Source organism: Chryseobacterium luteum, assembly GCF_000737785.1.
Taxonomy (GTDB): domain Bacteria; phylum Bacteroidota; class Bacteroidia; order Flavobacteriales; family Weeksellaceae; genus Chryseobacterium; species Chryseobacterium luteum.
This window is the reverse complement of the sequence record NZ_JPRO01000012.1, coordinates 121,008-133,373: the sequence shown is the minus strand read 5'-3', so window position 1 is coordinate 133,373 and position 12,366 is coordinate 121,008. Positions and strand designations below refer to the sequence as shown.

The following is a 12,366-nucleotide window of genomic DNA, read 5'->3' as shown; positions in this document are numbered from 1 at the left end:
GGCTGAAAGGGTAAATGGTATTCTAAAACAAGAGTTCCTTTTCTATAGAACAAATAATATAAAGGATCTAAATCTACTGGTTAAAGAAAGCATTTATCTTTACAATGCAAGAAGACCACATCTTAGTCTTAAGATGAAAACACCGGATATGGTGCATAAAAAATCCGGAGAAAGAATAATTCCTCCGGATAGTAATATTGTTTAATTTAGTGTCAACCTATTTTAGGACGACTCAGGTATTTCTAACTATCTAAGAATAATATTGTTGGTCATCGTAGTATGGTTGATGAGTATTCCTTTTTCATCCCTGATCTCAATTTCAGAGACATGCATCGTTTTTCCTTTTCTGATAAAACGTGCAGTAGCCGTTACTATTCCGTCTTTTTTGCTTTTCAGGTGGTTGGAATTGATATTCGTTCCTACTCCGTAATATTTGTTGCCGTCTATAAAAATATTGGACAGGCTTGACCCTAATGTTTCTGCCAGAACACAACTTGCTCCTCCGTGCAGAATTCCAAAAGGCTGATGCACCTTTGGCTGTACCGGCATTGTAGCTGTCAGGGTTTCATTTTCAACGTCAATATCGATGAATTGTATTTCAAGTGTTTTCGCTAATGTTACGCCGTTTCCCCAGCTGTTTAAGAACGTAAGGAGCTCTTCTTTAGTCTGACCTTTCATTGGATGAGTGTAAATGATAAATAATGAATGATAATTGATGATCGGATGGATAAAAGTAATTTCGCTAACTTCTAACTTCTAACTTCTAACTTCTAACTTCTAACTTCTAACTTCTAACTTCTTCTTCATTGCCTGTTCCCATAATATTCGGGTTCCAGTTGGCAGGGATTTTAGGCCCGATGTCATTTTTGATATAATACTCCTGAATCTCCTCCATAATTTCGGAAAAAGGAACAGAAGCAATCCTTTCATAAGGAATAGTATAGCCTAAATAAACAATATTTCTTTTGAAATCGCCGGCTGCGAGAACAATAGGGACTTTTGCGGCTAATGCCATATGATAGAATCCTTTTCTCCATTTCGGAACCCAGCTTCTGGTACCTTCCGGTGTGATCACAAGACTGAAATCTTCTTTTTCAAACTGTTTCGCTACAAAACTCACCAGGTCATTTTTCTGGGTCCTGTCGATCCCGATTCCCCCCAGGCCTCTTACAATACTCCCGTACCATGCTTTTGTATGGGCATCTTTGATGATGATTTTCAAAGGTTTTCCCAGCGACCAATAGGCAAGGTTTCCCAACAGATATTCCATGTTGTGGGTGTGGGGTGCCACTACAAGGATACATCTGTCCAGGCTTTTTGCATCGCCCTGCAGAACGACTTTCCAGCCCAGGATCTTTAACATCAATTTACCTATGAATTTTTTCATATATCTTCAGATTAAAAACAAAAAAGTATAACCAAACAGGTTATACTTTACAAATATATTGAAATATTATCGCTCTTAAAACAAACCGCTGATTAAATCTACGATTTTCATTACAATTTCTAATGCAATTTGTACCATGGTTAAGGTTTTTTTTAAATGATTTGGTTAAATATTTTTAACTACACGAATGTATGACATTTTTTTAATATAATGAACTAAATAATAATATTTTTTCGGTTTTCTGAGAGAAGAAGAGTGTGAATTTCAAACGGTTGTCTTCCATTCACACCTCCTGCACTCTCTGAAGTTAATTATTTAGTTTGTATGGAAATTTCGTCTTTACCATCTTTGATTTTGATGTCTACATTTTTATTCATCTTTTTGATAGAGGATTTCATAGAATCCATCACTTTATCAGCCTGTGAATTGGGAACTTTTTTTCCGTTGATAATGATGCTGTCCTTATCATTAGAATTATACTCAATAGTAGAACCGTTTACAGAGATCTTATTTTTTTCGATTCTGATCTTACCATTCTCATCTTCTTCCTGGTCGTCATCATTAATACCGTCTCCGTTCAGATCCCCGTCAAAGCTCATGCTGTCTTTCTTTAAAGGAATTATTACTGAATTTTGAGGAACTACCAGCTCATAATCTACTCTGTAATGTCTGAATCTGTGCTCGTATGGATATTTGATATAGTTGGGAAGCATTACTTTATTACCAACTATTTCCACAGGTACGTTCACCTGAATCGGAACATTATAGCCGTTTCCTTCTTTTTTGATGATCAGGTAAGGTGTTTTTACCTCGGGCTTTCTCGTTACCTCCACATAGATATAGTCTTCTTTGTAAACCGATTTTTTATCAGAATAAATATCATCGTCATAGGCTGTAAAATTCTGAGGAATATTCACCTGTTTCAAATCTACATAAAGTGTGTCTGATGCAGTGTTGATGGCAATATTTTCTGTGTCTTCCTTACTTCCTTTGTAGATCAGGTTTTTCTTAGCCATACTTACTCCGAAATAAGTTCCAAGTCCTATCAGTAAAAGAAACAGTCCTCCGATGACCCATCCTATATTTCTAAGTTTGGTCTTTGGTGAAAATATTTTTATGCTCAATAAACTGAACAGGATAGTAGGAATTAAACATCCGATGATCATAATGGCTACCAGTACCTTGTCCAGACCGTTTTCATCCATATAGAATCTCATTTCATTGGCACCCGGAAAGTCTGCATCCATACCGAATAATCCGAAGATCACGAATATACCGATGATGCTTCCTATAGCCATAAGTACAAAGATTCCTCCTATAAAGTATTTCAGAATATTCCATACTCCGCTGCCTGCATTATTGATGTAAGGCTTTGTTTCGTTGTACATTTCTCCGACTCTCTGTGTAGATTCGTTGGCAAACTGAACCAATTTATTAGATTCACTCTTAAGATTGTCGAAGTTCATAGGCTTTCCCTTCATTTTCAGGAAATCGGCAGCTGTTTCTGCTTTTGGAAGTACGATCCAGAGAATCACATACAGAAGGCCGATCAGTGTAGAAGAAATGGCTGCTGTGAAAATTCCCAGGATAAAGATACCCAGCCAGATAGCTCTCATTGCAGTAATGTCCATTCCTACATAATGGGCAAGACCTGCGCATACTCCTGCAATTTTTTGTCTCTCAGGATCACGGAACAGCTGTTTTTTATCAGTGTATTCGGCTCCTGCCTGCTGTGTTCTTTTGCTGTTTTTTTCAGAGTAATAAGCCTCTTCCTGTTCTTCGATTTTTTCAGGAGATCCGATCTGTGCGATTACTTTTTCTACGTCTGTATCGTTGATCACTTCGCGTTTTCCTAAAGAATCTCTGAAGATTTCTACCATTCTTATTTCTATATCATGCATTACCTCCTCTTCCTCTGAAGCATCCAGTGAGCTTCTCAGTGCGTTCAGGTAATCGCTGAGCTTTATATATGCGTGTTCTTCTATAGTGAAAGAAAAACCTGCGAGTCCTATTGAGAGTGTCTTGTTCATAGCTTTGTTTTTTAAATTTTTTGAGTAATTTGGTTTACTGACGCTGTCAGTTCTGCCCAGGTATTTTGAAGTTCGTGCAAGAAAAGCTTTCCTTTTTCTGTGATCTGGTAATATTTTCTTGGAGGTCCTCCTGTAGATTCTTCCCATCTGTAGGAAAGGAACTCGCCGTTTTTCAGTCTTGTAAGAAGAGGATAGAGGGTTCCTTCCACTACATCCAGTTTTCCTTTTTTAAGTTCATCGATAAGGTCGGAAACATACATTTCACGATGATTGATGAGACTTAAAATACAGAATTCCAGAATTCCTTTGCGCATCTGCGCTTTGGTATTTTCAGTATTCATCTTTAATAAGTTTTGTTAATTAGTTATATTTTCAGAATAATGTTCCTAGCTAGATGAACCTATTCCGATTTTACATTACAAAGATATGTAATTAAAATGGTAATATGCAATACAAAGTAGTGAAATTTTCAAACTAAATAGTTTAATGTATTGATTGTCAATTAAATAAATTTTTAATGCAAATTTACATCAGAGAAAATAAGGTTAAAATAAGATGAAAAAATTTCAGATTGTGATCCACGATTTGTATTTTTGTTCAGGTTTTTTTTGAAATCCATTACTTAATCACCAATGAAAAATACATTTCTATTTTACCGGTCCTTATCTGCATTGCTGCTGTTGGGACCTCTGTATTCCGGGCAGTATCGTTTTGCTATTGAAGATGCATCCGAAAAATATAATGCTGAAATTAATATTGAAGAATGCCTTACTGATCAATGCGGGCATAAAGCAAATGTGATCTTGTTCAATAAAAACGGGGAAAAAATACAGACGCTGGTTTCAGATGATCTGGTTTTATATTTTAAAGAGCCCTTTACCCCTTCAAAAATAAATACAATACCGCTTACTTCCAAAATGATCCACGACAGCCCTGTGGTGTTTGGAGATTTTAATTTTGACGGGGCAGAGGATGTGGCTTTGAGAAACGGAAACGGGGGAAACTATGGAAGTGCTTCTTATGATGTGTATGTTTTTAATTCGACCAGGAATCAGTTTGTTCCAAGCAAAGAGCTTACGGAAATTGCCAGCGCATATCAGGGGATGTTTGAGGTAGATCCCAAACGCAAACGATTGACCGCTTATGCAAGATCAGGAGCTTCTTTACATTATGCTTACGAATACCAGGTGATTCCCAATAAAGGGCTGGATCTTGTTTACGAAAAAATTGTAGATTTGACCCAGGAGCCACCCAAAATAACCATAAAAGAAAAGATCAATAATAAATGGATAATTAAAAAATCATCCAAATTATAAGAATAAATCTGTTTGAACTTATATCTATAGTTGGCCAATCGCAAAGGCGCAAAGATTTTATTTGCAATAAAATTTCTAACTTTTTATTATAAAGTTTTTGCTGAAAATCTTTGATTTTCCTGCGCCTTAAAACATCCATACAGTTTGAGCTTTGCGCCTTTGCGATTTTCCAACAAAAAAATTAAAACAAATTCGAATAATAAATAATGAAGATACAGAAGGAAATCGATTTTATCCTGGCAGTAGATGCTTTGAAAAACGTACAGAGAAGAAACTACAATGCCGATGATTCCAGGAGAGAAAATACGGCGGAACATTCATGGCAGATTATTATTCTGGCCCAGATCCTTTATCCATACGCTAAAAACCGCGCAGATATTGATCTTTTAAGAGTAATAAGAATGCTTTCCATTCATGATCTGGTGGAAATAGAAGCAGGGGATACTTTTCTTTTTGATGAAGAAGCCATGATAGGAAAGTTTGAGAGGGAAAAAGTTTCAGCACAGAAAATTTTCGGAATCCTGGACGAACCTCTACGTACAGAGTTTTTTGAATTATGGCTTGAATTTGAGGAAGAAAGAACCCCGGATGCTATTTTTGCCTGTTCTATTGACCGTATCATGCCGTTTATTTTAAATTCCCACACTTCAGGAAAAAGCTGGACGGAAGCCGGCGTTACCGAAAAGCAGATCAGAAATATGCTTGAAAATGCCATTACTAGAGCATCGGATGAGATGGGAGAAGCTTTTGAAACTTTACTGAGCAGAAGTCTGGATACTGATAAGGTTGTTAGGTAGAGTATCGCAAGACAAAGATTTTTAGATTGCCTGTCCATTACTTATCGAGGCAAAACAATTCTTCAGAAATATTGCTGTTTAGCAGTTTGTGGATAGTTTCGGGGCGGCCGCAGGCCGCCCCGAAACACATCATTTATAGTATTCTGATTGGTTTCTTAAATTCATCAATAGCCACAAACGTAAAATCACCCACAATAGCTCTTTCTCTTTCATAAGAGTACATCTGTTCCGTATAGATTTCTACATTCACTTTCATACTGGTATTTCCGACATAGGAAACCTTCCCGATCAGTTCTACAATAGTTCCTGCAGGGATAGGTTTTTTAAAATCAATTTTATCGCTGCTTACGGTTACCACTCTTTTTCTTGCAAAACGTGTTGCAGTGATAAAAGCTACTTCATCCATCAGCTGCATAGCCGTACCTCCGAAAAGAGTATCATAGTGGTTGGTAGTGTTGGGGAAAACCGCTTTAAAAATTCTGGTTTCGGATGCTGCAATTCTTTCTTCTGTAGTCATATTTCATTATTAATTAATACGAAATGAAATACTATCAAAATAACAGAACAGTGACAGGAACCATAGGAATTCCTGAAGCAGTCCATCAGATCAATAAACTTCAAATCGCGAAAGTTTCTTGTTTAAAGAAATAGGCAGGTCTCCTGACTTGTAACATCTTTATCTCCTTCCCGTACCCTGCACAGTGGATTCTTGATAAAGACTTCAGTTACTTACAGTTGCGCGACAGTCCGTGATTTTCACACGGTTCCCTTTTAATCTGCGTTAGGCAGAGCCTGTTTCTGTGATGAATTAGCGTTAAACTTTTTCAGGGCAAAAATAAGAATATTACAGAAAACAACAGCAATTATTCCGGATTATTGTAAATAATCTGGCTCATTACCCTTCCTTCCTTGATCGTCCAAAGCGTGACATATCTGTTTTCGCCGGAACCGTTGATCATATAAAGATAAATATGATCATTGTCAAGAGCTGTGACCCCGACATTGTTGAAATCCATAGTAGGCTGGAACATATTTTTAATAGCTTCTCTTACAAAAACTGACCCTCTTCCCGGCTGCTGAACCCTGATGGACTTAATTTCCGTCATCCCTTCAGGAAGTCCGTCCTTGATTCCCCATGGTTTTATTTTATCTATCGTAAGGATCTTTCCGTCTGCGTCTTTTTCCTGTTTTCTGTAACCGGCATTGGACGGATAAACGTCAATAACCACCTTGGTTCTCTGCGAAGTAGGTATTTTGGGGTTGCTGTTATCTGTGAAAATAAGTGATTTCCCGTTCTTGGATTTGGAAGGGGTAAACGGTGGAAGCTGATCTATAAAGGCAATACGTCCCTTATTGACCATTCCTTCCTTCTCAAGATTCTCGTATCTCACAAAAGGTTTTTCCTCATCCTGCTTTTCGGGATATTTGATCCATACCCATTCCGTTTCTCCCGGAGCTGGTTTTACATAAACAAATACATCACCTTTACGCATCCGGATTTTGTCTACGATTTTTCTGTAATCATCCTTGTGGACACGCACATTGGCATAGCCTTCTTCAGCTTTTACGACACCAAAAGGAACTTTGCTCTGCCCCTTGACAAATGCTAAGGAAAAAAGACTGAAAGCGGATAGGTACAATGCTTTGTTAATGGAAATCATTTTATGAAATTTTTTGATCCCTCAAATATATAAATTAAATGTTTTTTTGATCAGTAAAATATAACGGTATTTGATTAAAATTACCAAAATTCAAGGGAAAGGTGTCAAATTCTTCATATCAAAGTTATTCATTATTCAAAAAGTTAAGAAAACCTTATCGGAAATTCAGTGAAAAATAAAAAAATAGCGCTGAAAAACTCAGCGCTATCATGTATTTTGAAAGTTATAATATGTAAATCAGAACAATTATCAGATTACTTTTTTATTAAATCCTTTCCAGTTCGTCCGCATTAATCGTCGTTTTAAAAGTTCCGTAGTTTACGACCACTTTATTCCTGGAAATTTTCTCAATGGTTCCTACACTGGTGCTTCCCGGAATACGGACACGCTGGCCTTCCTTCATCCAGACTGCACGGTCGGTTTTGCGTTTTTCCTCCAGCTTTTCATTGGTTTCGGCGATCTTTTCAATCACATCTTCCTTCTTAAGCTGTTGCGTGATCTTTCTTTTAACAACCTGAAGACGTTTTGATTCATCTTTATCAGCGCCTATTTTCCTGAATTTTTCCTGTTCAAGCAGCTTTACAAAATCCTTCACCACATCTTTTCTCGATTTACCTTTTACGTAACTGTCGATGAACGTTTCAATTTTATTTCCGAACTGCAGCTTACGGTGTTCCTCCTCGTACAATTTCTGGAAACTGAACAGTTTCTGCTGCAGCTGCTCATTAAGTTTTTGAAGATTGTCGCGCTTGTCTTCCACAGATTCTTTTCTTTCGGCCAGATCAGTTCTCAGTTTTTCAACCTCAAATTTTTCCTGCTGAAGTTTTACGATCGTTTTATCGAGATTGACAATATCATGTTCTACCTTCTTTTTCGCCGCATGAATAATGAATCTTGGAATCCTGTTTTTCTCTGCCACCTCAAAAGTGAATGAGCTTCCTGCCTGTCCCACTTCCAGTTTATACATCGGCTCCAGGGTTTCCTCATCAAAAAGCATGGCTGCATTTTCAGCGTTTGGAAGCTGTTCTATCACCAGTTTAATATTCGTATAGTGCGTGGTAATGATTGCAAAACTCTTTTTATCATAGAAATACTCCATGAAGCTTTCTGCCAGCGCACCGCCAAGTTCTGGATCTGATCCGGTTCCAAATTCATCAATCAGCAGCAATGTATTGGCATCAGCTTCACGGATGATACCGGACATTTTTTTTAACCTTGACGAATAGGTGGACAGATGGTTTTCGATCGACTGGTTATCTCCGATATCCGTCATGACCTTTTCAAAGAAAAACATTTCAGACCTCGGATGTACCGGCACCAGAATTCCGCTCTGGATCATCAGCTGAAGCAGTCCGACTGTTTTCAGGGTGATGGATTTTCCTCCTGCATTCGGTCCCGAGATACAGATAATTCTGTTGTGATCCGTCAATGCCAGGCTTTGTGGGTAAATGGTTTTGTTTTCTACTTTATTTCTGAGCCATAACAGAGGATGGTATGCATCTTTAAGTTTTAATGTTCTGTGGCGGTTGATCTTGGGAAGGATTCCATTAACAAGTTCAGCAAATTTCGCTTTGGCTCTCGTAAGGTCAAGGTCAAAAATATAGATTTGGTATCTCCACAGCTGAGGCTGGAATTCCGCCAGTTCCGCGGTCAGTTTTCTCAGGATCTTGTCTATCTCTTTTTTCTCTTCCTCTTCACTTTCACGCAGCTTGAAATAATGTTTTACAACACTGTCGGGCTGAATATAGGTAATAGAACCTGTTTTTGAAAGTCCTAAAACCCTTCCGGCAACTCTTTTTTTATACGCGGATTTTACAGCTAAAACCCGTTGGTCTTCAAGAATGGTTTCCTTGATGTCGTCCAGAAAATCACTTTGTCCGTAATTGAACAGCGCGCGGTTGAAATTCTCCTGGATCGCTTTTTTAGCGTGCTGGATCTCAGCTCTGAGCTCTTTTAAAACAGGCGAGGCATCACTTTTTACCTCCCCAAAACGGTTAAAGACCTTATCAATCTTATCAATGATCTCTTTTTTGAATTCAAGCACAGAAACATCACCTGTTAAAGTAGGAAAGGTGTCCGGCATGCTTGGGAAAAACTTCTGAAGTTTTCCTATCTGTTCGGTTAAGGTTTTTATTTTAATGAAAGCACTGTTTTCCAGACGGTAATTCTCAATCAGCATTAATTTCAGCTCATTTTCGATATCTTCATATTCATCAAACGGAATTGCATTTGAACTTTCAAAACTCGAAAGATATTCCGACGTTTTTTTCAGTGAAAGTTCCGCCTCGTCAATTTCCATGGGACGAAGTTGAAGAATTTTTTCTCTCGTTTTCGGAGAATACGCAAATGGAGAGATTTCCGCGAGCAATTGCGGAAACTCTAATTCGTTTAAATCTTCTTTATTTATATACACCCTGCAAATTTAGTGAGAAAATGTGAATTTGCTGATGTGACAATTTGAAAATGAGTTAATTTGAATGGTTGGCTGTATTTAAGCGGGAGATAAGGTAATTTTTGATCATCTGTTTTTAGTACATTTGAAAGATGAAAATAGAAACCGAACGATTGATCCTGAACGCAGTTAATGAAAGCCACACTGAAGATATTCTGAAAATCCGAAGCAATCCACGGATTAATCAATTCGTTAAAAGAGTTTCTCCAAAATCCAATTATGATGCGTTGGAATTTATTTTAAGCATCAAAAAAAGGACTCAGAGTAAGGAAATTATTTTTTTTGGAATCTCTTATAAAGGTCAATCCAATCTTATCGGAACCATTTGTCTCTGGAAGTTTTCCGAAGACAGGAAAACAGCTGAGGTCGGTTATGAACTATTGCCAGAATATCACAGAAAAGGAATTATGTCTGAAGCCCTGAAAGCTGTTTTAGATGATGGATTTAATAATTTACATCTGCAGGAAATTTTAGCTTTTACCAGTAGGTTCAATGAAAACTCGAAAGGTCTTCTTTTGAAGCATAGTTTTGTTTTGGAAGAGGGTAGAACAGATGAAGGTTTTCCGGATAATATTGTTTTCAGCTTGAAAAAAGATTTTATATGATTCCAGACAATATAATCATGTTCAAATTCGTATGAATTTTTATTAATTTATTTAAAAGTTTTCTTAAAAAAATATATTTTTGTAGATTACGAAAACATAAAAACAAATATCATGAAGAAATTATTATTATTTGCTATACTTGCTTATATGCATGCTTTTTCGCAAAATACATGTGATTATATATTTTCTCCACCTCCTATTAACGCTAGTGGAAGTTTAACACATCCTAATCAAGCTATTCATGCCATTGATTTTGATATTGAAAACAATACAACAGTAAATTTTAGTTCTGCTGAAATATATGTACTCACAATAGGTTCAACACAACAGGTAAGTCAGGGTACAGTTTATCTATATAAAGATCAAAATGGAGGTCCAGGGAATTTAATAGAGAGTCATGATGTTGTTCCAACTTCTGTTATATATCTGGGTAGCAGTGGAGGATCTGGTCTTACAGTAACATCTTACAAAGTTGTTGTACCGTTGCCGTTTAGTCCCGTGAATAGTAATATTGGAAGCAAGGTATGGTTTGGTTATATGTTAAAGACACCAGGTGACCAACTGGTTGTATACCAATGGCTACTTCATAAAACTGATGCTATTGGATTAAGAACATTTGTAAATAATGCGTGGACTACATCATTTGATTATTATGATACACCTCTTACTATCAACAAAACCTGTACAACAGGTCTGTTAGCTATCAATAATATAAAAGGCGATATTATCAATGATCAATTAGCCATATATCCAAATCCTACCAAAGGAGATGTCTTTTTCAAATATAAGAATGTTAAGAATATTGAATTATACGATCTTAGCGGAAAAAAGCTAAATATTAAAATAACTGATAATAAAATGGATTTATCAGTGCTGCCAAAAGGTGTATACATGATACATTATACATTGAATGATGGAACTGTTTTTTCTAAAAAAATTACAAAAGAGTAAAATATTCTTAATTAATAGTTGATAATGACCTGGACAGAAGTTTTAGCCCCGATAAAAAATACAGAATACTTTACCAGCCTTTGGGAAAAAGTAAAACACGAATACGCAACGACAAAAGTTTTTCCGCCCAAAAGCCAGATTTTCAGAGCATTGGAAATTACACCTTTTGATGATATTGAGGTAGTGATCATCGGACAGGATCCTTACCATAACGATCTTCAGGCCAATGGATTGTGTTTTTCCGTTTCAGAACAGGTTACGGCACCGCCTTCGCTTAAAAATATTTTTATTGAACTTAAAAACGATATTGGAGTAGAAAGAACTTCAAAAGAGCTGGATGACTGGGGCAAACAAGGTGTTTTATTATTGAACGCCACCTTAACGGTACGTGCCCATTCACCAAACTCGCATAAGGATTTAGGCTGGGAGAAGTTCACAGACTTTATCATCAAAGAAATTTCAGATAAAAAAGAAAACGTGGTTTTCGTTCTTTGGGGAGCTTTTGCACAGAAAAAAGCCGAACTTATTGATCCGGCTAAACATTTTATATTAAAATCTGCGCATCCCTCTCCGTTTTCTGTTCACAGAGGATTTTTCGGAAGCAAACCTTTCTCTAAAATTAATGAATACCTGGTTTCAAAAGGGAAGAAGCCTATTTCGTGGTAGAGGTTGGTGATCCGTAAGTTTTTGTGATTTTAATCCCGATTTTGTATTTTCCTTCCAGGGCTTTTGTTCCGCCGTCAGATTTAGGAAACGGACTTACCTCTTCCAGTGAGAGAGTATACCCGTTGAACTCCTGAGATTTGCGGTAATTTCGTCCTGCATTTTCTGTAGTGGCAAGATATAGTACCATAGGCCGTGAGTAGGTCCCCATCACTTCTACCTGTGCTACAGCGGCTCCCGCCCATATGCAGCTTACTCCTTCAGGGCAGCGGCTGTCTTCAGAAATACCTTTGAAGGTCACATTCATTTCATACTCTTTCAGGAATTTATTTTCTCCCTGATTAAAATAAATGATATCCCCTTTTTGTACTGAAGGCTTATTTCCTTTTGTACCGGCTGCTGTTTCAGTAGATTCCGGGGTTTTTGTCTTCTTTTGGGCGTTGCAGCCTGCTAAGGTCAGCATTCCCAGGCTGAATATGATGGCTTTATGGAACATATTTTCTT

At 37.2% G+C, this 12,366-nt stretch carries 14 protein-coding genes and 1 riboswitch; of the genes, 6 read left to right on the top strand and 8 right to left on the bottom strand.

Going from position 1 to position 12,366, the window contains the following annotated elements; all coding sequences use genetic code 11:
• A partial coding sequence (locus IX38_RS13435; protein ID WP_034705825.1) for an integrase core domain-containing protein occupies positions 1–205 on the top strand: 205 nt, incomplete at its 5' end.
• A 41-nt stretch (positions 206–246) separates the two neighbouring features.
• On the opposite strand, the gene IX38_RS13430 is transcribed toward IX38_RS13435, so the two are convergent.
• From IX38_RS13430 to IX38_RS13415, 4 genes are all read right to left on the bottom strand, one after another.
• Entirely contained in the window at positions 247–678 is a 432-nt protein-coding gene (locus tag IX38_RS13430) for a PaaI family thioesterase (RefSeq protein ID WP_034705824.1), read from the bottom strand.
• Positions 679–784: 106 nt separating this feature from the next.
• Positions 785–1,387, bottom strand: coding sequence for a 1-acyl-sn-glycerol-3-phosphate acyltransferase (locus tag IX38_RS13425; protein ID WP_034705822.1), 603 nt, complete (start codon positions 1,385–1,387; stop codon positions 785–787).
• A gap of 311 nt (positions 1,388–1,698) precedes the next feature.
• Positions 1,699–3,417, bottom strand: coding sequence for a PspC domain-containing protein (locus IX38_RS13420; protein ID WP_034705820.1), 1,719 nt, complete (start codon positions 3,415–3,417; stop codon positions 1,699–1,701).
• An 11-nt stretch (positions 3,418–3,428) separates the two neighbouring features.
• Entirely contained in the window at positions 3,429–3,758 is a 330-nt protein-coding gene (locus IX38_RS13415; RefSeq protein ID WP_034705817.1) for a PadR family transcriptional regulator, read from the bottom strand.
• A 291-nt stretch (positions 3,759–4,049) separates the two neighbouring features.
• Here IX38_RS13415 and IX38_RS13410 point away from each other — a divergent pair, with 291 nt between their 5' ends.
• Entirely contained in the window at positions 4,050–4,733 is a 684-nt protein-coding gene (locus IX38_RS13410; protein ID WP_034705815.1) for an XAC2610-related protein, read from the top strand.
• A gap of 206 nt (positions 4,734–4,939) precedes the next feature.
• A complete protein-coding gene (locus tag IX38_RS13405) occupies positions 4,940–5,530 on the top strand; it encodes an HD domain-containing protein (protein ID WP_034705813.1) in 591 nt (196 codons plus the stop codon).
• A gap of 133 nt (positions 5,531–5,663) precedes the next feature.
• Here IX38_RS13405 and IX38_RS13400 read toward each other — a convergent pair whose 3' ends face one another.
• The 3 genes from IX38_RS13400 to IX38_RS13390 all read right to left on the bottom strand — a co-directional run bounded on the left by IX38_RS13400 (position 5,664) and on the right by IX38_RS13390 (position 9,604).
• Entirely contained in the window at positions 5,664–6,047 is a 384-nt protein-coding gene (locus tag IX38_RS13400; protein WP_034705811.1) for an acyl-CoA thioesterase, read from the bottom strand.
• Between the two features lie 116 nt (positions 6,048–6,163).
• A riboswitch (cobalamin riboswitch) is annotated at positions 6,164–6,341 on the bottom strand.
• Between the two features lie 52 nt (positions 6,342–6,393).
• Positions 6,394–7,191, bottom strand: a complete 798-nt coding sequence (locus IX38_RS13395) for a hypothetical protein (RefSeq protein ID WP_034705810.1) — start codon at positions 7,189–7,191, stop codon at positions 6,394–6,396.
• 265 nt (positions 7,192–7,456) lie between these two features.
• Positions 7,457–9,604 carry an endonuclease MutS2 gene (locus IX38_RS13390; RefSeq protein ID WP_034705809.1) on the bottom strand — a complete coding sequence of 716 codons (2,148 nt, stop codon included), beginning with the start codon at positions 9,602–9,604 and terminating at the stop codon, positions 7,457–7,459.
• Between the two features lie 131 nt (positions 9,605–9,735).
• Here IX38_RS13390 and IX38_RS13385 point away from each other — a divergent pair, with 131 nt between their 5' ends.
• The 3 genes from IX38_RS13385 (at position 9,736) to IX38_RS13375 (ending at position 11,865) form a co-directional block, all read left to right on the top strand.
• Positions 9,736–10,248 carry a GNAT family N-acetyltransferase gene (locus IX38_RS13385; RefSeq protein ID WP_034705807.1) on the top strand — a complete coding sequence of 171 codons (513 nt, stop codon included), beginning with the start codon at positions 9,736–9,738 and terminating at the stop codon, positions 10,246–10,248.
• A 111-nt stretch (positions 10,249–10,359) separates the two neighbouring features.
• Positions 10,360–11,199, top strand: a complete 840-nt coding sequence (locus IX38_RS13380) for a T9SS type A sorting domain-containing protein (protein ID WP_034705806.1) — start codon at positions 10,360–10,362, stop codon at positions 11,197–11,199.
• Positions 11,200–11,223: 24 nt separating this feature from the next.
• Positions 11,224–11,865 (top strand): uracil-DNA glycosylase, encoded by a 642-nt coding sequence (locus tag IX38_RS13375; protein WP_034705804.1) that lies wholly within the window; start codon positions 11,224–11,226, stop codon positions 11,863–11,865.
• On the opposite strand, the gene IX38_RS13370 is transcribed toward IX38_RS13375, so the two are convergent.
• On the bottom strand, positions 11,852–12,358 hold the full coding sequence (locus IX38_RS13370) for a hypothetical protein (RefSeq protein WP_034705803.1): 507 nt from the start codon (positions 12,356–12,358) through the stop codon (positions 11,852–11,854). The two genes, IX38_RS13375 and IX38_RS13370, sit on opposite strands and share 14 nt — an antisense overlap.
• Positions 12,359–12,366 lie beyond the last annotated feature (8 nt).